This window comes from Thalassomonas actiniarum (assembly GCF_000948975.2).
GTDB lineage: Bacteria > Pseudomonadota > Gammaproteobacteria > Enterobacterales > Alteromonadaceae > Thalassomonas > Thalassomonas actiniarum.
Genome location: NZ_CP059735.1, coordinates 2,846,968 through 2,871,258, shown reverse-complemented (window position 1 = coordinate 2,871,258; position 24,291 = coordinate 2,846,968). Strand labels below are relative to the sequence as shown.

22 protein-coding genes and 1 pseudogene are annotated in these 24,291 nt (G+C 49.1%); 5 read left to right on the top strand and 18 right to left on the bottom strand.

Features of this window, described 5'->3' with window-relative positions; all coding sequences use genetic code 11:
- Positions 1–57 precede the first annotated feature (57 nt).
- From rcsF to SG35_RS12455, 3 genes are read left to right on the top strand one after another with little or no spacing between them, the layout of a single operon-like run.
- On the top strand, positions 58–444 hold the full coding sequence (gene rcsF, locus SG35_RS12465; protein ID WP_044835168.1) for an Rcs stress response system protein RcsF: 387 nt from the start codon (positions 58–60) through the stop codon (positions 442–444).
- Entirely contained in the window at positions 445–1,164 is a 720-nt protein-coding gene (gene tsaA, locus SG35_RS12460) for a tRNA (N6-threonylcarbamoyladenosine(37)-N6)-methyltransferase TrmO (protein ID WP_044835169.1), read from the top strand. It begins immediately after the preceding gene.
- A 35-nt stretch (positions 1,165–1,199) separates the two neighbouring features.
- Positions 1,200–2,123, top strand: a complete 924-nt coding sequence (locus SG35_RS12455; protein ID WP_053043336.1) for a DMT family transporter — start codon at positions 1,200–1,202, stop codon at positions 2,121–2,123.
- Positions 2,124–2,161: 38 nt separating this feature from the next.
- Here the strand turns inward: SG35_RS12455 and SG35_RS12450 are convergent, their stop codons facing one another.
- Together SG35_RS12450 and SG35_RS12445 are read right to left on the bottom strand one after the other, a co-directional pair.
- A complete protein-coding gene (locus SG35_RS12450) occupies positions 2,162–3,340 on the bottom strand; it encodes a GNAT family N-acetyltransferase (protein ID WP_044835170.1) in 1,179 nt (392 codons plus the stop codon).
- Positions 3,341–3,351: 11 nt separating this feature from the next.
- On the bottom strand, positions 3,352–4,674 hold the full coding sequence (locus SG35_RS12445) for a metal-dependent hydrolase family protein (protein ID WP_044835171.1): 1,323 nt from the start codon (positions 4,672–4,674) through the stop codon (positions 3,352–3,354).
- Positions 4,675–4,956: 282 nt separating this feature from the next.
- Here SG35_RS12445 and SG35_RS12440 point away from each other — a divergent pair, with 282 nt between their 5' ends.
- Together SG35_RS12440 and SG35_RS12435 are read left to right on the top strand one after the other, a co-directional pair.
- Positions 4,957–5,712 carry a substrate-binding periplasmic protein gene (locus tag SG35_RS12440; RefSeq protein WP_044835172.1) on the top strand — a complete coding sequence of 252 codons (756 nt, stop codon included), beginning with the start codon at positions 4,957–4,959 and terminating at the stop codon, positions 5,710–5,712.
- Positions 5,713–5,749: 37 nt separating this feature from the next.
- Positions 5,750–6,618 (top strand): annotated as a pseudogene (locus tag SG35_RS12435) (transporter substrate-binding protein).
- Between the two features lie 65 nt (positions 6,619–6,683).
- Here the strand turns inward: SG35_RS12435 and SG35_RS12430 are convergent.
- The 16 genes from SG35_RS12430 to xdhA form a co-directional block, all read right to left on the bottom strand.
- On the bottom strand, positions 6,684–7,436 hold the full coding sequence (locus SG35_RS12430; RefSeq protein WP_044835173.1) for a substrate-binding periplasmic protein: 753 nt from the start codon (positions 7,434–7,436) through the stop codon (positions 6,684–6,686).
- Positions 7,437–7,551: 115 nt separating this feature from the next.
- A complete protein-coding gene (locus SG35_RS12425) occupies positions 7,552–8,268 on the bottom strand; it encodes a M15 family metallopeptidase (protein WP_236702682.1) in 717 nt (238 codons plus the stop codon).
- Positions 8,269–8,546: 278 nt separating this feature from the next.
- Entirely contained in the window at positions 8,547–9,158 is a 612-nt protein-coding gene (locus tag SG35_RS12420; protein WP_063888683.1) for a DUF3750 domain-containing protein, read from the bottom strand.
- Positions 9,127–9,594, bottom strand: coding sequence for a PaaI family thioesterase (locus tag SG35_RS12415; RefSeq protein ID WP_044835174.1), 468 nt, complete (start codon positions 9,592–9,594; stop codon positions 9,127–9,129). The genes SG35_RS12420 and SG35_RS12415 overlap by 32 nt, the downstream gene beginning before the upstream one ends.
- A gap of 178 nt (positions 9,595–9,772) precedes the next feature.
- Positions 9,773–10,789: an adenosine deaminase gene (locus SG35_RS12410; RefSeq protein ID WP_044835205.1), complete on the bottom strand. Its 1,017-nt coding sequence runs from the start codon at positions 10,787–10,789 to the stop codon at positions 9,773–9,775.
- A 115-nt stretch (positions 10,790–10,904) separates the two neighbouring features.
- Positions 10,905–11,531: a TetR/AcrR family transcriptional regulator gene (locus SG35_RS12405; RefSeq protein ID WP_044835175.1), complete on the bottom strand. Its 627-nt coding sequence runs from the start codon at positions 11,529–11,531 to the stop codon at positions 10,905–10,907.
- 178 nt (positions 11,532–11,709) lie between these two features.
- The gene (locus SG35_RS12400; protein WP_044835176.1) at positions 11,710–13,890 is read right to left on the bottom strand and encodes a malate synthase G; all 2,181 of its coding nucleotides are present in this window, start codon (positions 13,888–13,890) and stop codon (positions 11,710–11,712) included.
- Between the two features lie 92 nt (positions 13,891–13,982).
- Positions 13,983–15,182 (bottom strand): urate hydroxylase PuuD, encoded by a 1,200-nt coding sequence (locus tag SG35_RS12395; protein WP_044835177.1) that lies wholly within the window; start codon positions 15,180–15,182, stop codon positions 13,983–13,985.
- 122 nt (positions 15,183–15,304) lie between these two features.
- Positions 15,305–16,591 carry a guanine deaminase gene (guaD, locus tag SG35_RS12390; RefSeq protein ID WP_044835178.1) on the bottom strand — a complete coding sequence of 429 codons (1,287 nt, stop codon included), beginning with the start codon at positions 16,589–16,591 and terminating at the stop codon, positions 15,305–15,307.
- A 121-nt stretch (positions 16,592–16,712) separates the two neighbouring features.
- Positions 16,713–17,219, bottom strand: coding sequence for an ureidoglycolate lyase (locus tag SG35_RS12385; protein WP_044835179.1), 507 nt, complete (start codon positions 17,217–17,219; stop codon positions 16,713–16,715).
- 36 nt (positions 17,220–17,255) lie between these two features.
- Entirely contained in the window at positions 17,256–17,597 is a 342-nt protein-coding gene (gene uraH, locus SG35_RS12380; protein ID WP_044835180.1) for a hydroxyisourate hydrolase, read from the bottom strand.
- A 10-nt stretch (positions 17,598–17,607) separates the two neighbouring features.
- A complete protein-coding gene (uraD, locus tag SG35_RS12375; protein WP_044835181.1) occupies positions 17,608–18,117 on the bottom strand; it encodes a 2-oxo-4-hydroxy-4-carboxy-5-ureidoimidazoline decarboxylase in 510 nt (169 codons plus the stop codon).
- Between the two features lie 28 nt (positions 18,118–18,145).
- Positions 18,146–19,177, bottom strand: coding sequence for an allantoicase (alc, locus tag SG35_RS12370; RefSeq protein WP_044835182.1), 1,032 nt, complete (start codon positions 19,175–19,177; stop codon positions 18,146–18,148).
- Between the two features lie 278 nt (positions 19,178–19,455).
- On the bottom strand, positions 19,456–20,379 hold the full coding sequence (xdhC, locus tag SG35_RS12365) for a xanthine dehydrogenase accessory protein XdhC (protein WP_044835183.1): 924 nt from the start codon (positions 20,377–20,379) through the stop codon (positions 19,456–19,458).
- Positions 20,380–20,383: 4 nt separating this feature from the next.
- Complete coding sequence (xdhB, locus tag SG35_RS12360) at positions 20,384–22,705, bottom strand: xanthine dehydrogenase molybdopterin binding subunit (protein WP_420794566.1); 2,322 nt, start codon at positions 22,703–22,705, stop codon at positions 20,384–20,386.
- Between the two features lie 52 nt (positions 22,706–22,757).
- Positions 22,758–24,218 (bottom strand): xanthine dehydrogenase small subunit, encoded by a 1,461-nt coding sequence (gene xdhA / locus SG35_RS12355; RefSeq protein ID WP_044835184.1) that lies wholly within the window; start codon positions 24,216–24,218, stop codon positions 22,758–22,760.
- Between the last annotated feature and the right edge of the window lie 73 nt (positions 24,219–24,291).

Below are 24,291 nucleotides of genomic sequence, written 5' to 3'. Positions count from 1 at the left end.
AAACCTGTAAACTAAGGCCTTAAATTATTTAGTAGGTTATTTATGCTCTCTCGGAAAATGTCATCGCAAAAATTTACCCTCACCGTTAGTTTCCTTGCCGCGGCCCTGCTTGGCGGCTGCAGCAGCCAGTATCAAGTGTCCACCAACCTGGATGAAGAAAACTTCAGGGAATACTTCTCCCCGACCCGGGTTAAAATTTATCAAAATGAGCAGGAATTTCCCGGGGACCACAGGTATATCGGCCTGGTGGAAGGCCAGGATTGTCAGTTAAAACCCCACCATGCCGCCGCGGATGAGATCAACGCCCGTACCGAGGCCAGACGTCAGGCGGATGAAAAAAAGGCCAACGCGGTGATCTTTACCGGCTGCACCGAGATAAAATCGGCGCAGTGCATCAGCTTACGGGTGTGTTATGCCAAAGCTTACCAGGTGCTCGGACAATAAATGAATCAACAAATTACCCTGGATATCATAGGTTACGTCAGCTCCCCCTATAAAGAAAAATTTGCCATCCCGCGCCAGCCGGGCATCGTCAGTGCCGCCAAAGGCCATATCGAGTTGGCAGGCCAGGCCAATAATATTGAACTGGTGCGCGGACTGGAGCAATTTAGTCATTTGTGGCTGATGTTCATTTTTCACGGCACTTCGGCACAAGGCTGGAAGCCCCTGGTGCGGCCGCCGCGCCTGGGGGGCAATAAAAAACTCGGCGTGCTTGCCACCCGCTCGACCTTCAGGCCAAACCCGGTAGGCATGTCTGTGGTAAAACTCGAAGATATCCGGGTGGAAAACAAAAGCGTCAAACTCGGGATCTCGGGGTTGGATCTGCTGGATCAGACACCGATCATCGATATCAAGCCTTACGTGCCTTATTCCGACGCCCTGTATGATGCCAGCGCCGGCTTTGCCCAGGAGTCCCCTGCCGATAGCTTAAACATCAGCTTCTCCAGCCAGGCAAAGCAGGATTTGCTTAAGTTTCACCAGGCATATCCCGAACTTGAGCAGCTGATCAGCCAGGTATTAGCCCAGGATCCGCGCCCGGCCTATAAAAGCGGTCAGGCTGACGATAAGCGCTATGGCATGCATTTACACCAGTTTAATATCCTGTGGCAGATGAAGGATCTGACCCGGGCAGAAGTTATCGCCATAGAAAAGATCGCCCGTTAAACGACGATAAGCAGTATTTAAAAAAGAAACAAACCATGAAAACACCCCAAGGTATACAAGCCAGACAAGGCTTTGAATTAATTCTGCTCGCCTCTATTTGGGGCGCTTCCTTTATGTTCATGCGTATCGGCAGCCCTGAGTTCGGCCCTGTGCTGTTTATGGCGATGCGCACCCTGATCGCCAGCTTACTGCTAGTACCGCTATTATTTCTTTATCGCCAGCAAAAGGCGCTGAATGGACAGTGGCCGAAACTCTTTGTTGTCGGGGCGTTAAATACCGCGATCCCCTTTGTGTTATTCGGCTATGCCACCTTAACCTTATCGGCGGGGCTAACCTCCATTTTAAATACCACTACCCCCATGTTCGGCGTGCTGGTCGCCTATTTATGGTTTAAGGACAAGCTCAGTCTCAATGCCGTGTTTGGCATCATACTCGGCTGCCTTGGCGTCTATTTACTTATGTATGACAAAATAGCCATCGCGCCAACTGCCGGCGAAGAAAGCAATATACTGCTGCCGGTACTGGCGGTGATGGGGGCAGCATTGTGTTACGCTATCTCGGCAAACTTTACCAAAAGGTACTTAAGCCATATCAAGCCCCTGGCCCAGGCAAGCGGCAGCCAGTTAGCGGCTACGATGTTATTGACGCCTGTCAGTTTGTTTTTTCTGCCAACAAGCATGCCTTCGGCTTTGGCCATCACTTCGGTGGTGCTGCTGGGCACCGTCTGTACCGGCATCGCCTATATCATCTTTTTCCGGCTGATCGCCGCATTGGGACCGGCCAATGCCATGTCGGTGACTTACCTTATTCCCGTCTTTGGCGTATTCTGGGGCGCGTTATTTCTTAATGAAGTGGTCACTACGTCGATGTTGCTTGGCGGCGGCTGTATTTTAACCGGAGTCGCGCTGATCACCGGGGTGATAAAGCTTAACAAGAAAAAGTCGGCTGCCAAGGCTTGATCCGATATGCAGCCCTTGTCTCTGCACCGAACACCGGGTTATTTTACTTTAAAAGGTAACCTGGTGTGCATCAGCTGATAATACCCCTCAAGGTAGGCATCTTCCTGCTTAAGAAAATCGCCAATCGCGGCATTAAAGTCCGGCCGTAATATCTGGTAAGCACCATAAGTAAACACCGGGGTAAATCCCCTGGCGACCTTATGCTCCCCCTGCACCCCGGCATTAAAGCGCTTTAACTTATGCCGGATACAATAATCTATACCCTGGTAGTAGCAGGTTTCAAAGTGCAAAAAATCAAACTCCTGCTCGCAGCCCCAATAACGTCCGTAGAGGGTTTGTTGATCGCGAAAAAACAAGGCCGCGGCGACAATTTGCTCCTGCTGCTTGGCAAAAAGCAGCAAGAGATTGTCCGCCATGGTTTCGCCAAGCACAGTAAAAAAGTGCTTATTTAAATAACCATAGTGGCCGGAACGTTTTGCATAGGTCGCCTGGTAAAAACGTAAAAACTGCTGCCATAATTCAGTATTCATTTCAGCGCCGCTTAGCCAGTGAAAACTGATACCCGAGGCAAATACCCGCGCTCTTTCTTTTTTGATGTTTTTACGCTTACGTGCGCTCATTGCCGCAAGATAATCACTGAAAGCGGCGTACTCCCTATTAAACCAGTAAAACTGGACATCCCGTCGCGGCAACCAGTTATTTGTTTGCAACAAGGCCGCTGTATTGGCTTGTTCCGGATAAAAGAAACATTGCACCGTTTGCGCGTTAAGTTCCCGGGCTTTATTCAACAGCGCCCGGGTCACCTGCCGAGCAATTTTTTTCTGGTAAACCTGGTAATCACCGGCGATTGCCAGACGCTCACCCGCTACCGGGGTGAAAGGAATGGCACTGACCAGCTTGGGGTAATATTCAAAGCCGTGTTTTTGATAAGCCTCGGCCCAGGACCAGTCAAACAGATATTCGCCAAAAGAATGCGACTTGATATAGAGCGGCATCAATGCCGCTACAGTGCCGTCCTGGCGATTTTTAACCACCAGGTGTGAAACCTGCCAGCCACTGTCGGCACCAACGCAGTCTGACTGCTCCAACGCCGATAAATAGGCGTGACGCACAAAGGGATCCCGGCGCTGAAAAAGGCCATCCCAGATATCGGCGCTTACCCGGGAGATAGCGTCCAGATATAAAATATCAAAATCAGTCTCTTGCTCAACAGCCATGGCAGCGGATGCTAGCTTTTCTCATGTGCTTTTACCACTTTGCCTGCTTTCATCACAAAATCAACCGTTAGCAAGGCGCTGATATCCTCAAGCGGGCTGATGCCGGTGGCAATAATGTCCGCCAATTTGCCTTTTTCAAGCGTACCTAAACTGTCCTGATAACCGATCAATTTGGCCGCATTAACCGTCGCCGACTTTAAGATCTCCGCAGCGCTCATGCCCCCTTCAAACATCAGCACCGCCTCTCTGGCATTCCCGCCATGCCTGGAGACGCCGCTGTCGGTGCCAAAGGCAATATTCACCCCGGCGCGCTGTGCCCGGGAAAAGTTCTTTAACATGTCACCGCCGACACGTATCGCCTTGGCTTTGATATCATCGGACATAAAATCAGCCGTTTTCGCCATATTCACCACAGTATCTCCCGCCAGCAAAGTCGGTACCAGGTAGGCGCCGCTTTGCTTAAACAAGCGGATGCTTTCTTCATCGGCATAACTGCCGTGTTCTATGCTGTCGACACCGGCACGCAGCGCCGCATTGATGCCCGCTGCCGCATGGGCATGGCTGGCAACTTTTCGCCCTAAACCATGGGCTGTTTCTACCACTTCTTTAAGTTCTCCATCCGTCATCTGCACGCCGGTGCCGGTATTGGTATCGGATAATACTCCCCCGGTTGAGGTGATTTTTATCAAATCCGCGCCGAATTTGATCGCCCGGCGGGTGGCCCGGCGACAATCAAAAGGGCCGTCGCAAACGGTTTTGGCGGTAAATTTTTCTAATAAGTCCGCACGCATCCCGTCAACATCGGCATGGCCGCCGGTGATAGACACCCTGCCGGCGGCAATAATTCTCGGCCCGGACACCCAGCCTTTGTCGATGGCATCACGCAGGGCATAAATTTGCTCGGGTTTGGCGCCAAGATCACGCACCGTGGTAAAGCCCGACATCAGGGTCTTCTCGGCAAAAAATACGCTTTTCATGGCAACATCGGCATCGGATAAGCGTAAGGTTTCACTGTCATTATTCGGCCCTAACTCCCCCTGGAGGTGGACATGCATATCCATTAACCCCGGCATCACAAAAGAGGAAGATAAGTCGATTAAACGGGCATCATCGGCAAATTTATCCAGAGAGATATACCCGGGAAAAACCCCGGTGATTTTACCGTCCGTCACCACTAAGGTTTGCTGCTTTAAAGGGGCCTGCCCCGGAACAGCCAGTAATTGCCCGGCATGGATCACCTGCACTTGCGCCCAACTGGTGGCCGGTAAAATCGTGAACAATAGACAGGCTGCCGCCGACAGCAGAGACTTACGAGGGGGTAAAAAAGCTAACATCAGTATTCCTTTAACCGCTTATTTGTTGATTAAGTACCCAAGATAACAAGATTTTAACTAAATAAAAAGCCAAAGCACTTAGCTGTGATCTGCCCCGGACATTAACGCTAAAAAGCTGTTTAAAACATACCTTAATCAGCCCCTTTGAGTGAAACCTCTGGTTATAATATTCGACTATACTCTAGAGGAGTAAACGCCAGGTACAATCAGGCAGCAACAATCCCAATCACGCAAGGGATCAGGGGCGGGATATGCGAGCCAGAAATTTCAAGGGGCCAACCCATGTTAAAACCACTCGTGATCCTACTGATATTACTCAGCTCCCCCGGCTATGGCGATGTTGTCACCATACGCGCCGATGAATGGTATCCCGTCAATGGCAGACCCGGCGCAGCAAATCCCGGTTATATGATTGAAATAGCAAAAAAGATCCTTGTCGAAAATGGTCACAGCCTGGACTACCAGACCCTGCCCTGGCGCGGCAGCTTAAAAATGGTGCGCAAGGGCCGCTATGACTGCGTGGTCGGCGCCGATCACAATGACGCCCCCGACTTTGTCTTTACCCAAGAACCCTGGGGTTTTATCAAACCGGTTTTCTACATCAAAAAAGAAAGTGCCTGGCGTTACCGGGGCATCGACTCCCTGCGCAATATCCGCCTCGGGGTTATCGGCGATTATGCCTACACTCAGGTACTCGAAGACTATATCGCCCGCAATAAAGACACAGACAAGGTGCAAATTGTTTTTGCCAATAAGGCCTTAAGGCAAAATATCGGTAAGTTGATGTCCGGCAGGCTCGATGTCATCATTGAATACGATATTGTCATGGATGCCAAACTACGCGAACTTGGTCATGATAAAGATATTATCTCCGTTGGCAGTGTTACCGATGGCCAGCCTCTTTATATTGCCTGCTCTCCCAACAAAGCCAACGCCAGGGAATACATTCGGTTATTTGCAGAGGGCTTTAGCAAAATGCGCACAAATGGCGAATTAGCCGGCATTTTACAAAAATACGGTCTCAAAGACTGGCAGTAATCAGCAAATAGCCGGCAACTTCCCGGTGACGCCAGCAATGCAAAGACACAGACCAATAACAACATTCATCCTGCTCACGCTTGCTTTAATAAGCCCCCTGATATTATCCTGCAGCGATAATAGCCGCCAGCCTGTCAAAGTCGGTATTCTCCATTCCCTGACCGGGACCATGGCCTTTAGTGAAAAAGACCGGGTTGATGCCCTTACCCTGGCAATAGAAGAAATCAACCGCTCGGGAGGCGTGTTAGGACGGCCATTACAGCCGGTGATCGCCGACGGCGCTTCCAGCTGGGATCAATTTACCGCCAAGGCCAAACAGCTGATTGTCCAGGACCGGGTGCCGGTGATTTTCGGCTGCTGGACCTCTGCCAGCAGAAAAGCGGTAAAACCTGTGGTGGAGCAGTACCAACATTTACTCTTTTATCCGGTGCAATATGAAGGACTGGAGCAATCCCCCAATATTATCTATACCGGTGCAGCCCCTAACCAGCAAATTATTCCCAGTATCCACTGGGCGCAGGAAAACCTGGGGCAAAGAGTTTACCTGCTCGGCTCTGATTATATTTTTCCCCGGGCCGCCAATATGATCATTAAAGATTTATTAAAAAAACGGGGAGTTACCCCTTTGGCCGAAATCTACCTGCCCCAGGGCTCAAACGATGTATCCTCGGTCATCAGGGATATCCGGCAGTTAAAACCATCGGCAGTAAGTTGCTGGCGGGTCACTATGCCGCCTGGAATTATTTTCAAAGTATTAACAGCCGGGAGAATATAAATTTTGTTCACGCCTTTAAAAGCCGCTTCGAACAGCACAGGGTCATTAATGATCCTATGGAAGCCGCCTATATCGGGCTTTATCTCTGGGCCCAGGCGGTCACGGCGGCCGGTATGAATTTGATGCTTTGAAAAATTACCTGAATGAGTTAGACAAAAATTAGCGGTTGAAGGTGAGTACGGTCAGCAACAAATCGTTATTGCAGAAAGTCATACTGCTGCAACAGCAGCTGGTATTGCTCGGTATTCCTGAACTTTTGCCAATGTCTGTCAAACTCCAGCCTGAGGCCGTCATCCAGGAAACCCAAACGATAAGGGTTTGTTGGAAAAATCTTGTGAACATCAACATTTGCCATATGGCTTTTACCGAGAAATTCCTTGCTTAAATAGTTAAAAATATTAACGTCCATCACCACCACATCGGTTCTGCCTTTGAGTAACATTTCTACCTGTTTTTTCTGCTCGGGCAGTTCGACATAAAAAGGGCTGGACTGCACCGCTTTGCTGTATTGCTCCCCTAAAATAAAATTGGCATTTTGAAAACCGACGATAGAATACCTTTGCAACTCGGAAATTTCCTTTATGCTAATGCCGCGTCCTTTAAGGCTTATCGCGACATTTTGGTAAATAATATAAGGTTCGCTGAATTTGGCCGGAGAGATATCCAACTTACTGCTTAAGGTCATGCCGACATCCACCTTGCCCAGTTTCACTAAGTCGTAGGAACGGCCAAAAGGTAAATAGATAAAATTTAATTGATGACCCATTTGTTTAAAAATGGCCCGGACCAATTCTAGTTCAAATCCGGTATCCCCCTGCTCAATGACGTAAGGAGGTTTAGTCCAGCCGACAGTCACATCCAGCCGTTTCGCCCGGGCATAGTCACTGCCGACAACAAACAATAACACCAGGAAAACATTTAACAAAGCCATTAGCAAAGACTTGAGCATAGCTTTCACACCTTCACGTAAATTACTCTTTAATTACTATAGCCAATCACGGCATTTTTTATTCGCCTTGCAACAAGTATTTGCTTTTGGCTGAACTGCCCGAAACAAAGGTAACTTATTCAATGGCAAAATCAAAATATTGCTCGCTAAAAGGCTCACCTTGTAAAGTAAAATGCCACCATTCTTCTTCCAGGAACTTAAAACCCTGCCTGAGCATCACTTGTTGCAACAACATACGGTTCGCCCTTTGCTGCGCACTCAGCGCCAGGTTGGCGGGCCAGGATTTGACACTGAAATAATCCCAGGTCGTGCCCATATCCAGCTCGGTTGCTTTCCCCCCGATCAGGGAAACTAACGTCACATCAACGGTACTGCCGCGTGAATGACCGGATTTTGCCGCGATATAGCCATGAGTGAACAGATCTTTTTTAGCGACTTGCGGGTAATAACGCTGTTTCATCTTGGTATTTTTGAGATCCTCTGCCCAGCGGACAAAAAAATCGACAGCCCGTTGCGGCCGGTAGGCGTCATAGACCTTAAGTCCCAGTCCGAATTTAAGCAATTCCTCCTGCGCCTGTTTTAAGGCCGTGGCGGCTTTTTTGGTCAGTATCGCTTTGGGCTTATTATATCCGGGGATAGCCTCACCGACAAAGTTGTCTTTACCGTAATATCTTAACTCTACCTCCAGGGTTGGTATAAGCTGTTCAAGGTCAACAAAGCCAGTCGGTATGCCTGATTTTTCCTGCCCGGCCGATACGGTAAAACAAATGCAGGAAAACACCAGCATCAATGCGTGTCGGCCAAGGTTAAAATATCTGTGTGGTTTAACCATAGTTTTTCCCGTAAGACCCTTTATTCTAAATATCGCCATTGCCAAAAAAAGCTTGCCTTACCCTGTATTATACCAATTTTATTAAATATCTAACCATCTTCGGATGGTCTAAATCTCCAAGTCCTGTGTTGTTTTCAATCACAATCGCTTGCTATTGCTCAATCAAACGCCTCGCCTGCATGGATGCTGGTGCTTAGCTTTAGTCCGGAACGATAAAGGTTTTTTTTGAAAATTTATCCTCACCGAATTTTCTCATCTGCTTAATGCAATTGGTATTATTATCTGTTTTCATTTTGCTGCCATCTTAATCCGGGGTAAACCAGCCTGAAAGGTTTAAAAGTCCAGCCAAAAGGTAAAGTGGCCAACTGGAAAGTAACATAGTTGCCCCAAACAAAATCCACACCGATAACCGGGGTTGATATTAAGATCCCCTGCCGGGTTAACTTACTTCCCATTATGCCCAGATAGTCTTTACCTATGGCGCTGGGGCCGGGTATTTCCGTGATTTTTGCCTGATCGAGTATCCATTGGACATAAGTATTACTGTTAGGCCCCGGCCAGTATCGGTAAAGGCCCAGATGAGGATATTGCTCCGGTGAAGCTTCTATCACCCGAATCAAGTTTGCCGCTTTTGCTCCGCGCCAGCGATACTCTACCCGGCTCGGTCCGTTGCCCACTCCACTTTCGCACTCTTTCAGGTTTTTATGAAGATAATACCAGCTTTGCCCGCCGACATTTTTGTGCTGCCAGACTTCCCAACGCTGCCTGTGGCTATCCCCGCCTTTATCAATCACAAACCAGTAATGATCGGCAATAATCCCCACAGCCCCCGGAATTTTTGCTGCCCTTAACTCAACACTAGCCGCTGTGGTTTCCGTTATCACCGTCATATGATAAATACCCCCTGGCATCTGTTAACGGTAATTTTCCCCGGACAAAGATACCATTGCCACGCCCGATCTCATTATCCTTTTCATCATAAACCACGGCTTCGGCGATAAACTGGCTTTTATTGCTGTTGACCATTTTACCTTTGGCGGTCAATTTTCCATGGGCCACCGGGCGGGTCAGGTAAGTGGTAAAACTCGTGGTTAGGACAAAAACTTTATCTTCGAGGGAGTTGGCGGCAAAAAATGCGGCATCATCGAGCATTTTAAAATAAACGGAGCCGTGTACGCCCCCGCCTGAGTGGTGATGTTTTTCATCCACGGTTATGGTGATACTCGCTTCGCCCTCGCCCACCTGCATCTCTGGCCGGTAAAATTCATTGATGGGGGCCGCCTGATACATGCTTTCCAGACGACGAAAATGTAACGCTTGGGTCATAGCCTTTCCTGTACATTCACCTCATTCAAGCTTTCGGACCTTAATTAAAAGATAACGGCGCCGGAAAAAACTTTGCTTGTATAAAGTGGTTGATAAAAAGCCATCTTAACGTTCAAAGTGCTGAAAGTTAACCTCTTTGTGAAGTTGCCGGAAACTTTGCCCCTCAATAACCCCCCCCTTAGTCAGAGGACGGCCATCGGGCGACAAAATCATCCAGCCGGGTTAATAACGCCTGTTTTTCTTCATTTTCCAGGAAACTGGCGTTAAAGCTGTTTTGCGCCAGCTTAACCGCCTGGGCCTGGGTCATAGCCAGTCCCTGATATAAGGCAACAAAATTCTCATTCACATAACCGCCAAAATAAGCGGGATCATCGGAATTAACCGTTACATTAAGTCCCTTATCAAGTAACTCAAGAATATTATGCTGCGACATCTGCTCAAAAACCTTGAGCTTAGTATTAGAGAGCGGACAAACGGTTAGCGGAATATGATTATCACGTAGTACAGCGACCAGCTCAGGGTCATCCACACACCTGACGCCATGATCGATACGTTTTACTTTCAGTAGTTTCAGGGCATTCCAGATATACTCTGCCGGGCCTTCTTCGCCGGCATGGGCAACCGCGGGCAGGCCCATTTCGGATGCCATGGCAAAAACTTGGCTAAACTTCTCCGGCGGATGGCCGAGCTCAGAAGAGTCCAGCCCGACACCGGCAAGTTGCCCTATATAAGGACCGGCCTCAACCAAGGTCTGCATTGCCTCTTCGGCGCTAAGATGACGCAAAAAACACATGATCAGCAAGCTGCTGATGCCAAGCTGCGTTTTGCCGTCCGCCAGTGCCCTGCTAATGCCGTTAATCACGGTTTTAAAGCTGATCCCTCTTTGGGTATGGGTTTGCGGATCAAAAAAGATCTCGCTGTGGACAACATTTTGTTCGGCGCATTTTTCCAGGTAGGCCCAGGTCAGATCGTAAAAGTCCTGCTCCGTTATCAGTACCGCCGCGCTGGCATAATAAATATCGAGAAAGTCCTGGAGGTTTTCAAACTGATAGGCCCGCCTGACATCATCAAGGCTGGCATAAGGTAAAGGAATATTATTACGCTGCGCCAGTGCAAACATCAATTCAGGCTCTAAACTGCCTTCAATATGAAGATGTAACTCGGCCTTGGGCATCTTAGTTAAAAAATCAATCATCTGCGACATGACTTGCTCCTTTACTTTTTATTGTACTCAATGTATTTAAGTATACCTTGAGTGCAAACTGACGCTGCTATTTTTTCATGGCGGCAGAAGCTGCCATTTTCCACCGTTATTTGATGCCGCACCCACACAGGATAATCGAGGTCAGTGAAGTCACAACATCTTCATAATCATCGTTGGACATCTCCTGTTTATCCATGGCGGATAAGACCTGGACATTAAAGTCGGCATAATGCTGACTTGCCCCCCAGATCAAAAAAAGCAAATGGTAGGGATTAACCGCATTAATTTGTCCCTGATCTATCCAGGACTGGATCACCGCAGTTTTTCCCTGTACCCATTCTTTAAACTCTTTAGCAAGATATGGTTTTAAATGCGGGGCGCCATGAATAATTTCACTGGCAAAAATACGAGAGGCATCGGGATCGGTTTTTGAGTACATCACCTTGGCACGAATATAGGCGGTTAACGCCTCTTTGGCATTATCTTCTGCCGTCAAGGTATCAAATCTTTGGTTCCAGGTTTCCAGGATATCATTAAGCAGTTGCTGGTAGAGATCGATTTTATTCTTGTAGTAATAATGAATATTGGTTCTGGGAATATTGGCGCGCTCGGCAATACGTTTAATCGATGCCCCTTTAAACCCGTAAGTGACAAATTCTTTTTTCGCCGCAGTTAAAATCAGGGCTTTGTTTTTTTGCCTGATATTACCGTCTTGTGACTTGGCTGATGACAACGCAATAACTCCTTAATATAGCAATTGATTAGTATATAGGTGCAATCGCCGGTTTTTAAAGGGGTGAACCAGGTAAATGGCAAAGTTTTCTTTGCCCTGGCAAGCAATAGCACACTAAACCCGCCACAGGGGCGAGCTTAGTGGCTATTATACAAAGATTGCCGTGTATTTTTTTGATCTATTTCGCTTTAACCTGACGTCGGCTTTGGTGCAGTAAAGGCTCGGTGTAACCGCTCGGCTGTTCTTTACCTTTAAAGATCAAATCGCAGGCCGCCTGAAAAGCAATGCTGTTCTCAAAATTCGGCGCCATATTGGTATAAGCATCGTCGCCGGCATTTTGCCCGTCGACCACTTGGGCCATACGTTTAAGGGATGCCATCACTTGTGCTTCATCTAAGATATTATGCGCTAACCAGTTACAAATATGCTGGCTGGAGATTCTTAACGTCGCCCTGTCTTCCATACGGCCGATATCATCAATATCCGGCACCTTAGAGCAGCCGATCCCCAGGTCCACCCAGCGCACCACATAACCAAGCAAGCCCTGGACATTATTATCCAGCTCCGCCTGTATCTCATCTGCAGTTAAGCTTTTGGGATCCGCCAATAACGGCAAGGTCAGCAAATCGCCTAAATCATCTTTTGCCGCTTGCTGCATCAGTTGTTGCTGCACCTTGGCAACATCGACCTGGTGATAATGCATCACATGCAAAGTGGCGGCAGTCGGTGACGGCACCCAGGCACAGTTTGCCCCGGATAACGGGTGGCCGACTTTGGTATTGAGCATATTGGCCATTTGATCCGGCACCGCCCACATACCCTTGCCGATTTGCGCTTTGCCCTTCAGCCCGGCCGCCAGGCCTATGCGGACATTTCTGTTTTCATAGGCAGAGATCCATTTCTCATCCTTCATCAGCTCTTTACGCGCCATAGGACCCGCCAGCATGCCGGTGTGGATTTCATCACCGGTTCTGTCTAAAAAGCCGGTATTGATAAAGGCAAGGCGGGTTTTCGCCGCGCGGATACATTCCTTTAAGTTTACGGAAGTGCGGCGCTCCTCGTCCATGATCCCCACTTTAATGGTATTTTCCTCAAGGCCAAGTGCCTGCTCGATGCGGGAAAATAACCGGCAGGTAAAGGCAACTTCATCCGGGCCGTGCATCTTAGGCTTTACGATATAGATACTGCCGTGGCGTGAGTTTTTAAAAGCCGAGTTGCCGTTAAGATCGTGCAGGGAAATCAAACTGGTGATCATGCCGTCCACCAGGCCTTCCGGCACCTCATTATCGTCACTGGTCAGTACCGCATCCGTGGTCATCAAGTGGCCGACGTTGCGGATAAATTGCAAACTGCGCCCCGGCAATACGAGCGCTTCGCCGCGGGCATCAAGATAATGGCGATCACCGTTTAAGGTCCGGGTTAACTGACGGCCATTTTTTTCCAGGGTTTCACTTAAATTGCCCCGCATCAGGCCAAGCCAGTTGCGGTAAACCGCGGTTTTATCTTCGCCGTCAACGGCGGCAATCGAGTCTTCACAATCCTGTATTGTGCTTAACGCCGATTCCAGGATAATGTCTTTGATACCGGCATTGTCGGTTTTACCGATCAGGTGATGATCATCAAACTGGATCTCTATATGCAGGCCATGGTTTTGACATAATACAGAGGCAGGTTTGCTTTGCTCACCGTTAAAACCGACAAACTGGCTTTCATCCGCCAAATGGCTATGTTCGCCGTCGGCGAGTACCGCCACCAGCCTTTGGTTTTCAACATAGTAATTTTGGGTGTGCTTATGGCTGCCGCTAACGAGCGGCAAGGTTTTATCAAGAAAGTCCCGGGCAAAAGCGATCACTTTATCGCCGCGGCGGGCATTATAACCGCCGCTGCGTTCAGCGCCATCGGACTCATCAATCACATCCGTGCCGTACAGGGCATCATATAAGCTGCCCCAGCGGGCATTGGCGGCGTTGAGGGCATACCTGGCATTCATCAGCGGCACAACCAGTTGCGGTCCGGCGATGGTAGCCACTTCCGCATCAACATTAGCCGTGGTAATGCTAAAGTCTTCCCCTTCAGGCACGATATAGCCGATATCCGTTAAAAAGGCCCGGTAAGCACTGGCGTTAAAGTCTTTATGATTACGGTGCCAGTCATCTATTTGCTGTTGCAAACTGGCCCTTTTTTCCAGGAGCTCGCGATTTTGCGGGATAAAATCCGACAAAATATCACTAAAAGCGTGCCAGAAGCTTTCATTATCCAGCCCTAGCCCCGGCAAGACTTCCTGCTCCACCAGTTCGAATAATGCCGGGTGGATTTTATAGCCGTGTTTGATAACACGGTTAACTGTATTGGTTTGCATAGTTTCTGTACCTTATTCTTTTCATGACCCGCTTCAATTTATAACCCAGGCCGTTTTTCCTGACGCTTATCCAGCTCTTATCCGGTAAGTGCCTAGTGAATAGGCGCTCCTTTGGCAATCCATAATGCCAGGTACTCGCGCTCGTCCTGGGTCATCTGGGTTTTATTCATAAAGGGCATATCCGGGGCATCTATGGTCCGGGCCTTGATCCGTGGCGCCCATTGCTGGATAGCGTTAAGATCATCAAACATCACGCCTCCCGGGGCCGCCTTGAAGACATCATCGCTGGGACTGACGCTGTGACAAGTCACGCACCGGCTTTGTATGATGGTATTCACCTTAGTGATATCAACCCCCTGCTGCAGTTGCTCCGCACTCGGCTCCAGGTTTTTCGGCGCGATCAGATACGCCAGTACCGCAATGGCCGCCGCAGCGCCTGCCAACAATGCCGGTTTATTGGTACCGAAATGACGCAGGACAAAGAACTGGCGGATCACCGCAGTGATCACTATCACCGCTACTAAAATCAGCCAGTTATACTCATGGTTATAGGTGATAGGATAATGGTTGCTGATCATCATAAATAAGATCGGCAAGGTGGTATAAGTATTGTGGGTCGAGCGTACCTTGGCATTAAGGCCGTAGGCGGGATCCGGGCTGGTGCCCTCTTCTACGGCTTTTACCAGCGCACGCTGGGAAGGCATGATGCCGAAAAACACATTGCCCGCCATAATAGTGCCGATAATGGCGCCCATATGGATATAAGCGCCACGGGCACTAAATACTTGGGTCAGGCCATAAGATAAGGCCGTGGCCAGGGCCAACAACAAGATACCCAACAACAGGCCGTGTTCTCTTAATTTGGTACGTACCATCACTTCATAACAGCCGACACCGAAAACTATTGAGCCAAGACCAATGGCAACCGCCTGCATTTGCGTTAAATCCGCCACCCTTTTGTCGATAAGGTAAGACTCAGCGCCGACATAAAACATCAGGGACAATAATAAGAAACCCGTGATCCAGGTGGTATAGGCTTCCCACTTAAACCAGTGCAGGGTTTGCGGCATTTGCGGCGGCGCCAGCTTGTATTTGGCTACTTCATAAAACCCGCCGCCATGTATGGCCCAGAGATCTCCCTTGATGCCTTTTTCTTCTTTCCACGCCGGCGGCTTTTCCAGGTGGTTGTCCAGCCAGACAAAATAAAACGATGCGCCGATCCAGGCGATACCCGTGATTAAATGGGCAAAGCGCAAGATAAGGTTGAGCCATTCAGTAATATACGGATCCATAAACTTCCTATCATTTGAGTTTTAAATAAATACTGTCACCGGGCTTATCGTTATATTTTTTGCCTGTGGCTGCCAGGTGACCTTACCCGGGTGATACACCCGGGATTTATCTCTCGCTGCGCCTAAACCCTCTCTCCGAGAATATGGGTTGCGCAGACGCTACGTTCATCCCCTAACATGCTCAGTACAAAGAGCTTTTCATGCAGGGTTTTGCACTGTTTCATACGGCGCTGCATCAGCGGCGTGGCATGATAATCAAGTACGATAAAGTCGGCTTCTTTGCCTGGTGCTAAATTCCCTATCTTATCTTCCAGGTCCAGCGCCACCGCGCCTCCTAAAGTAGAGAGATAGAAAGATTTAAACGGCGTTAGTTTCTCTCCCCTGAGCTGCTGGATTTTATAGGCTTCGTTCAGGCTGTGCAGGATGGAAAAGCTGGTGCCGGCACCGACATCTGTCCCCATGCCGACATTGACATCGTATTCTTCGGCCTGTTTCAAGTTAAACAAACCGCTGCCGAGGAATAAATTGGAAGTAGGACAAAAAGCAATCGCCGAGCCGGTATCACTCAGGCGCTGGCATTCTTCGTCGTGTAAATGTACGCCGTGGGCAAAAACACTGCGTCGGCCCAGCAGATTGCTTTGATCGTAAACATCCAGGTAACCCTTACTTTCCGGGAATAGCGCCTGCACCCATTCAATTTCCTTTTTGTTTTCACAAAGGTGGGTATGCATATAGACATCAGGATACAGGGAGAGCAATTCCCCGGCTTTATCCAGCTGCTCACGGGTACTGGTAGGGGCAAATCTTGGCGTCACCGCATATTGCAGCCGGTCGGTATTGTGCCATTTTTCGATTAAGGCTTTACTGTCGTTAAAACCGGTTTCGGCGGTATCGGTTAAAAAGTCCGGACAGTTTCTGTCCATTAACACCTTACCGCAGATCATACGTAGTTTTTTCTGTTGTGCCACGGTAAAAAAGGCATCCACCGACTGTTTATGTACGGTGCCAAATACCAGGGCGGTAGTGGTGCCGGCATCAAGCAACTGATCCAGGAAAAACTCGGCCACATCTTTGGCATAGGCTTCATCTTCAAAGCGCCTTTCTGCCGGGAAGGTATAATTTTCCAGCCATTCAAGCAGCTGCTCGCCATATGAAGCGATCATTTCCGTTTGCGGATAATGGATATGGGTATCAATAAACCCCGGCATGATCAGGCCGTTTTGATAATGGGTCACTTCAACACCGCCCGGTAAAGTCGCTAGCAGGTTTGATGCCTCCCCCAGCTGTTTTACCTTGCCGTCTTCAATCACCAGCAGACCGTCGGCAAAGTGCTGGTAACTTTGCTCAAGTGCCACTTTGGCGGGATCCGCCAAAAAGTGTAAGATTTCACCACGATAAACTTTTAACATAACACTTTATTCTCTATAAGATTCTCATCCCGGCCTGTGCCTTAATTTTTGGATGAAGATAGAATTATTCAATATAACCCGGCCGAATGTCCTCGCAGCACAGCTTATATCGCCTCAACTTTTACGCTTTGCTCTGCGTTGCTATCATTTTACTGCCGTCGAGTTCAACCACATCGCAGTTGTCCCCTTCACCACCCCTGTCAACCACCAAAAAGTCACTTTGCTGGTGCAATGCCAGACAATAGTGATGCCAGGTACCGGCATGGTAATTTACCCCCTGGTTGCTTTGGGCGATAAAAACCTCTATAGCACTCAACTCCAACTCCCCCTTGGGAGCCACCACCACTAAATAAGGCTCGTTGCCCAGAGGAATAAAAGCCTGACTGGACAGCGGATGGCGCTCCATCATTTTAATCGCGACAGGCTGTACTAAAGGCGTCGAGCGAAAAATATTAATCAGGGTCCGACCGTTATTTTTCTCCACATCCACGGTGGCCAAATCATGATAACGCTCGGTAAAGCCGTCATTGATGGTAAAATGCTGCCTGTCCTCATCCACTTCAATCACATCGCCAAAAGGGGCAAAGGCTTCACTGGTTAAGATCTTAGGCACGATTTGTTCAGTCATATTTCCCAACTCATTTTCCAACTTTAACTGTTGCCGTTAACTGCCGCGGTAGGTGGAGTAACCATAAGCCGTCAGCAACAACGGAATATGGTAATGATCGCCGCCGGCACTTAATTCAAAAACAATATCGACATAAGGATAAAAACCTTTATCGCCCATGCGCTCGAAATAAGCATTGGTATCAAAATGCATACGGTAAATACCGGCATCCAGAATACGCTCATCTGCTAATAATCCGGCAATACGGCCGTCATCATTGGTGACGCCGCTGGCGAGCTGTTGCCAGCCGTCTGCTGTTTGCTGATATAAAGTGATCGGGATCTCTGCGCCCGGCTTGCCCCGGGTGGTATCTAAAACATGGGTGGTAATTTGGCTCATATTGATTTCCCTAAACTTTATCTAAGCACTTGTCTAAGCGCAGGTGAAAAATTTTCCGCTGCTCTTCAGCGGCATTGGCTAATTCCTGCGCCCGTTCATTGGGCAGGCGCGCCTGCAATAACGCCAGCATCTGTTCGGCGCTTTTGCCTGTAGCACAGACAATAAAAATAAAACCAAACTTGGTTTCATAATCGCTGTTGCCTTTGGCAAGGTCATTTAATACCTGCTCGGACGCGACATTGACCGCACTTTGCTCGCCGCTGGCCAGGGCTTTGGTATTGGCGTATTTGGCCCTGAGGCTGTTAACGTCACCGATTTTAGGATGGCCTTCGAAGGCTTCCAGATAATCGCTTTCACTCAGCCCTTGCCAATGCTGATCCGCCGCCTGGTATAACGCCGCTTCATCTGCAAACGGCCGGCTTTGCACCATGGCCTTAACCCAGGTACTTGCGGTGCAACATTGCATAAACGCATGGCTGGCATCACTTTCGGGCAACAAATTTAATTCTTGTAAAGTCACTTAACTACTCCTGCTCACTGTTGCCCGGTTACTTATCGACACGGTGGCCAAATACCCGCATCCGGCTGACACCGCCGTCGGGGAAAATATTTAGGCGCACATGGGTAAAGGCCTGGGCCTTATCCGCGACAATTTCTTTTAAAAACAAGTGCTCGCGGTGGGCGTATAATTTGGTTTTTTCGATAATCGGCTGCCAGCTGACGTTTTCACCTGAAGTGAAATCATCGCTGTCAGAAACCGTACCTTCGAGGGTGAAGTGATCCGGGAAATTACCTTTAAAGTGATGGGTATCTATGATCACCTTTTGCACATTACCTTTCGCCGCCAGCTTGATAATCGACCAGTCGGGACCCGGATCACGACGGCGTTTGGTTTCCCAGCCATCTCCCATGTCTTTACCGCGTCCCGGCATGATCAAATTGTTTTTATCACTGAAAAACATGTCGCTGACCAAAAGCGCCTTGCCGCCGTTTTTAATGTAGGCCAGATCGATTAATTCACCGTCAACAAACTCGCTCCAGTTCACCTGGGCTTGCCCGTAAACCCTGAAACGGGCGACACCGCCGTCGGGGAAGATATTCAAGCGCACATGGGTCCAGGCAGTATTGGCGGTTGCACTTGGGTCGATTTCAAAGAAATTCTGGCTATGAGCCTCTACCGGACTTTGAGATAAAATGGTTTGCCACTGGGTCGAGACATCCGGCTGCCCTTCACTGACACACCCTTCCACAGAAACGGTTTGCGGGGCATTGCCCCTGAAGAAGTTAGTATCGACATCCAGGCCATAAATAACACCCGGGATACCTAAACGAATGATACACCAGTCGTACTCCCTGCCGTTATCACGACCGTAGCTGCGACGGGATTCCCAGCCGTCCATCCACTTGCCGCGCTCTGTGTATTTATCGTCAATAAAAATGCCGCGTCCGGGTTTTAGCAGGTTTTCCATTTCGGCAAAAAAATCATCGCTACAGGCCAGGGTTTCACCGCCGATGCGCTCGCTGGCAAGATCGACATAGTGGGTATTGTAATGCTGAGTTAACTCTTCATTTTTAGTCATTATTTATTTCCATTTTCTCAATTAATTACTGCCCCTGCCTGCATAAAAGCCAAAGGCTGCTTCTTTTTTTATCCGCCTTGGTTACTTAATCAGCGGGCGCCCTACAGGGGCTGCGACAAATTCATCATCGCGGTAGACCAGCTCGGCGCGGACATAGGTTTTCTCCACTCGGCCAAGCACGCTCTTTCCTTCATATCCTGAAAAGTCGCTTCATTTATGGTGACCGGGATATAATTTAACGACATATCTACCAAAGCAGTGATACCGCCTGTTGAGTCTTAGCTGTTATCTTTATCATCTTCAACCAAGAGCAGCTGTTTTAGCTCTTTCCAATGTACTCCCTGCTGGGAAGAGGCTTTTTTCGCTGCAGGTGCTTTTTCGGCTTTAGCTCCCGAGCTTTGTTGCTCGATGTTTTCCTGGTTCTTTTGATGGTAAAGACCAATCACCTCAGCCGCGATCGACACCGCCACCTCCATCGGGGTTTTGCCCGGCACGGCACTCAGGCCTATCGGGCAATTCATACGGGCAACCTGCTGCTGATCAATTTCCCTGTGCTTGAACCTTTGCTGGAACCTGCGCCATTTGGTATCGGATGCGATCAGGCCAAGATAACGAAAATCTTGCCGTGCCAGTACCGACTGGCACAATTCAAAATCCAGCTGGTGGTTATGGGTCATCACAATGTAATAACTATTGGCGGGCATAGCCGCAATTTCATCACAGGGGAATTCGCTCATTACCTGATTGACATTATGGTAATTTTTCATCTCGCCCGCGGCTGGGAATTCCTGCTCGCGGCTGTCCACCCAATGCACTTTGCACGGCAAAGCCGAGAGGATTTTCACCAACGCCTTGCCGACATGACCGGCGCCAAAAAGCATGATATTCACCGTACTGGCGGCAAAGTATTCAAATAAAACGCTGGCGGTGCCGCCGCAGCATTGCCCGAGATGCGTGCCAAGCTGAAAATGCTCTAATTGCTGAGTTTCCTCACCGCTGGCCAACATTTTATGGGCATGGGCAATGGTTTTATGCTCTAAATGACCGCCGCCTATGGTGTCGTAGATATTATCGGCGGTGATCACCATTTTTGTGCCGCTGTTACGCGGCGTCGAGCCCGATACCCCAACCAGGGTAACCAGCACATAAGCTTCACCCTGCTGATTTAACTGATGCAGGGCATTCACCCAGTTGGTGTTCATGATCTTAGGCCCCGCTCTTATCAAGTGCGGCTTTTTGCATATCCTGCACCGCCCACAACACTTTTTCCGGGGTCGCCGGGGTATTTAACTTAGGACTGACTTGATAGTCGGCAACACTGGCAACGGCATCTTTAATCGCCGACCAGACACTGATCCCCAGCATAAACGGCGGCTCGCCCACGGCTTTAGAATTGTAAACCGTGTGCTCTTTGTTGGGATCGTCCGGCAATAAGGCAACATTAAAGTCTACCGGCGCATCGCTGATGGCAGGGATTTTGTAGGTTGCCGGGTTATTGCTGAGCAAACGTCCCTTATCGTTCCACATCAGCTCTTCCGTGGTTAACCAGCCCATGCCCTGGATAAAGGCCCCTTCGATTTGCCCGATATCAATGCTGGGGTTCAACGACTTACCGACATCATGCAAAATATCGGCGCGCAGCAGCTTGTATTCGCCGGTCAGGGTATCGATCAAGACCTCAGAGACTGCGGCGCCGTTGGCATAATAGAAAAACGGTCGGCCCTTGGCGGTTTCACGGTCAAAATGAATTTTCGGGGTTTTATAATAGCCGGTAGAAGATAGCGATACCCGGTTCATATAGGCCAGCTGAATAAGCTCGGCAAATGCCATGGTCTTCTTGCCGACTTCTGCGCCGATATGCACCTGGTTATCGGCAAATATCACCTGCTCTGTTTCAACATTGAAATGTTCGGCGGCAAAGTCAACCAAACGTTTTTTCAAGGTGATGGCGGCATTTTGCGCCGCTTTACCGTTTAAGTCGGTACCGGATGACGCTGCCGTCGGCGAGGTATTAGGTACCTTATCGGTACGGGTTGCCGATACCCCTATGGTATCAACATCCACCTGGAATTCTTCGGCAACAATTTGCGCCACCTTAGTAAACAGCCCCTGCCCCATTTCGGTACCGCCATGGTTTAAATGGATAGTACCGTCGGTATAAATATGCACCAGGGCACCTGCCTGGTTAAGGTGCTGCACGGTAAAGGAAATGCCGAATTTTACCGGCGTTAAGGCAATACCTTTTTTCAGTATGGTATTTTCCTTGTTAAATTCGCTGATTTGCTTACGGCGGGCCTGGTAGTCGCTGCTTTGCTCCAGGGAGTCGATCAGCTTATCCAGATTGTTGTGCTCTACCGTTTGATGATAGTGGGTAATATTACGCTCGCCGTGACCGTAAAGGTTGATTTTACGGATTTCCAGCGGATCTTTACCTAAATGACGGGCGATATCATCCATTACCATTTCTATGGTCATCATGCCCTGCGGGCCGCCAAAACCGCGATAAGCGGTGTGGGAAACGGTATTGGTTTTACAGCGGTTGCCGGTCACGGTGGCATTATCCAGATAATAGGCATTATCGGAATGGAACATGGCCCGGTCGACAATGGCATCGGAAAGATCCGGGGAATAACCGCAATTGCCGTTCACGGTAATATCTATGCCCTGGATACGGCCACTGTCGTCAAAACCGACCTGATAGTTGTTTTCAAAAGGATGACGTTTACCGGTTAAACACATGTCGTCGCTGCGGCTTAATTTCATTTTCACCGGCAATTGACACTTATTCGCCAGCAAGGCGGCGATACAGGCCCATGGGGCTGCCTGGGTTTCTTTGCCACCGAAACCGCCCCCCATGCGCCGGGTATCGACGGTGATTTTATTAAGGGGCACATCCAGAACTTCCGCCACCAGCTTCTGCACTTCACTGGGATGCTGGGAAGAGGAAAATATCGTCATGCCGCCATCTTCTGTCGGCTCGGCGGTGGATACCTGGCCTTCAAGATAAAAATGCTCCTGACCGCCAACACTGATCTCGCCGCTTAACACATGTTTTGCCGAGTCGATAGCTGCTGCCGAATCCCCTCTTTGCATGGTAAAAGGCGGACGGACAAAATGTTGTTTAGCCAGGGCATCTTTAACCGTTAATACCGGCTCTAATTCTTCATATTCTACTTTGGCAAGCAAGGCAGCTTTACGCGCCAGATCATGGCTGGTGGCCGCCACCGCAAATAGCGGTTGTCCCAGGTATTCCACCTCGTCTAACGCCAACACGGGATCACCGGGGAAAACAGGCCCGATATCGACATGGCCGGGCACATCTTTAACGGTGATCACCGCTTTGACCCCTTCGGCGGCTTTAACCGCGCTTAAATCCATGCTTTTAATACGGGCACGGGCAAACTGGCTTTGGCCTACCGCGGCATGTAACTGGCCGCGCAATTCCGGCCTGTCGTCAATATAAACCGCTTCGCCGGAGACATGTTTGTCGGCACTTTCATGTTTTTTGCTGCGGCCAACGCCGCCCATGCCCGGGTCTTGAATACTTTCCCGGGCGCTTTGTTGCTCAACTTTTTTAAGACTACGCATAATTCACTACTCTTGTTTCAACATGGCGGTTTTGCAGCTCAAAAAAACATTTCTGTAAAATATTCTGCGCTACTGTCATACGGTATTTATCGGAGGCACGGACATCGGACATTGGCTGGAAGTCTTGCGTTAACGCCTGTTTCGCCGCATCTATGCTCGTTTGCGTCCACGGCTGGCCTTTTAAGGCTGCTTCACAGGCAGCCGCCCTTTGAGGAATCGCGGCCATACCGCCATAAGCGATTGACACATTTTTCACACTATCTTGCTCTATTTCGATGGAGATCGCCGCCAATACCGCGGAGATATCATCATCAATACGCTTAGAAATCTTATACACTTTGCACTCCTGGCCGGCTTTAGCCTTGGGAATGGTGATATCCTGGATAAATTCGGACTCGGCAAGATCTGTGACCTTATAACCTTTAAAGTAATCTTCAACCGGCATTTCCCGGGTACTGTTACCGCACCTGAGGGTCATGGTGGCCCCTAAAGCAATTAACGCCGGCGGCATATCACCGATAGGAGAAGCATTGCCGATATTGCCGCCCAGGGTACCGTTATTGCGGATTTGGGTAGAACCGATACGCTCAATCATCTCGCCAAGCTCTGGATATTGCTGATGTAGTAACGGGGTGAACAGGCTGTAAGGCACAGCTGAGCCGACGATAATACTCTCTTCGGTTTCTCTCAGGCCATTAAGCTCTTTAACATTGCCCAAATATACCAGCTTATCTATGGTATTAAGCTGCTGGGTAACACTTAAAGCCAGATCGGTACCGCCGCCAAGCAAGGTAGCTTTGGGGTGCGCTAACAGGTAGTTGGCAAGCTGGTCGATGTTGGTCGGTGAATAGAAATGGTGTCCGGATGCGCTAAGCTGTGCTTCAGATTGTAAATGGATTTTTTTAAGTTCGGCAACCGTTTGATGGTAATGACGGGCAAAACTGTCGGGAGCGGCATCTGCGCTGGAAGCCATAGCCGCATCTATGATAGAACGGTAACCGGTACAGCGGCATAAATTGCCCGCCAAAGCTTCCACCACTTGAGCCCGGTCCGGACTACTCACCGCTTTATGCAAAGCAAAAGAAGACATTACAAAACCCGGGGTACAAAAGCCGCATTGGGAGCCGTGAAAATCGACAATGGCCTGCTGCACCGGGTGCAAGGCTTCGCCCTCTTTTAAGTGTTCTACCGTGATCAATTGCTTGCCGTGCAAACTGCCGACAAATAAAATACAGGCATTGGCGGATTTATAGTTGAGTTCGTTAAACTCTTCTCCTGCCAGTTCGGCGAGCACCACGGTACAGGCGCCGCAGTCGCCGGAGGCACAGCCCTCCTTGGTGCCGGACTGAAAACGAATGTCCCTCAGGTATTGCAGTACGGTTAAATTGGGATCGATATTTTCCAAGATGATGAGTTCATCATTAAGGAGAAAGCGGATTGTGTTGTCTGTCATGCTTGATTTCCATCAAATACTTGAAAGTTCAATTACTTATTGGCGCCAGTGCGCACTTTGTTTTATTGACTCA

Excerpts from the sequence above, each read along its gene's own strand:
- rcsF (WP_044835168.1), top strand. The coding sequence starts at position 58 with ATGTCATCGCAAAAATTTACCCTCACCGTTAGTTTCCTTGCCGCGGCC.
- tsaA (WP_044835169.1), top strand. The coding sequence starts at position 445 with ATGAATCAACAAATTACCCTGGATATCATAGGTTACGTCAGCTCCCCC.
- SG35_RS12455 (WP_053043336.1), top strand. The coding sequence starts at position 1,200 with ATGAAAACACCCCAAGGTATACAAGCCAGACAAGGCTTTGAATTAATT.
- SG35_RS12450 (WP_044835170.1), bottom strand. The coding sequence starts at position 3,340 with ATGGCTGTTGAGCAAGAGACTGATTTTGATATTTTATATCTGGACGCT.
- SG35_RS12445 (WP_044835171.1), bottom strand. The coding sequence starts at position 4,674 with ATGTTAGCTTTTTTACCCCCTCGTAAGTCTCTGCTGTCGGCGGCAGCC.
- SG35_RS12440 (WP_044835172.1), top strand. The coding sequence starts at position 4,957 with ATGTTAAAACCACTCGTGATCCTACTGATATTACTCAGCTCCCCCGGC.
- SG35_RS12430 (WP_044835173.1), bottom strand. The coding sequence starts at position 7,436 with ATGCTCAAGTCTTTGCTAATGGCTTTGTTAAATGTTTTCCTGGTGTTA.
- SG35_RS12425 (WP_236702682.1), bottom strand. The coding sequence starts at position 8,268 with ATGGTTAAACCACACAGATATTTTAACCTTGGCCGACACGCATTGATG.
- SG35_RS12420 (WP_063888683.1), bottom strand. The coding sequence starts at position 9,158 with ATGACGGTGATAACGGAAACCACAGCGGCTAGTGTTGAGTTAAGGGCA.
- SG35_RS12415 (WP_044835174.1), bottom strand. The coding sequence starts at position 9,594 with ATGACCCAAGCGTTACATTTTCGTCGTCTGGAAAGCATGTATCAGGCG.
- SG35_RS12410 (WP_044835205.1), bottom strand. The coding sequence starts at position 10,789 with ATGATTGATTTTTTAACTAAGATGCCCAAGGCCGAGTTACATCTTCAT.
- SG35_RS12400 (WP_044835176.1), bottom strand. The coding sequence starts at position 13,890 with ATGCAAACCAATACAGTTAACCGTGTTATCAAACACGGCTATAAAATC.
- SG35_RS12395 (WP_044835177.1), bottom strand. The coding sequence starts at position 15,182 with ATGGATCCGTATATTACTGAATGGCTCAACCTTATCTTGCGCTTTGCC.
- guaD (WP_044835178.1), bottom strand. The coding sequence starts at position 16,591 with ATGTTAAAAGTTTATCGTGGTGAAATCTTACACTTTTTGGCGGATCCC.
- SG35_RS12385 (WP_044835179.1), bottom strand. The coding sequence starts at position 17,219 with ATGACTGAACAAATCGTGCCTAAGATCTTAACCAGTGAAGCCTTTGCC.
- uraH (WP_044835180.1), bottom strand. The coding sequence starts at position 17,597 with ATGAGCCAAATTACCACCCATGTTTTAGATACCACCCGGGGCAAGCCG.
- alc (WP_044835182.1), bottom strand. The coding sequence starts at position 19,177 with ATGACTAAAAATGAAGAGTTAACTCAGCATTACAATACCCACTATGTC.
- xdhC (WP_044835183.1), bottom strand. The coding sequence starts at position 20,379 with ATGAACACCAACTGGGTGAATGCCCTGCATCAGTTAAATCAGCAGGGT.
- xdhB (WP_420794566.1), bottom strand. The coding sequence starts at position 22,705 with ATGGGCGGCGTTGGCCGCAGCAAAAAACATGAAAGTGCCGACAAACAT.
- xdhA (WP_044835184.1), bottom strand. The coding sequence starts at position 24,218 with ATGACAGACAACACAATCCGCTTTCTCCTTAATGATGAACTCATCATC.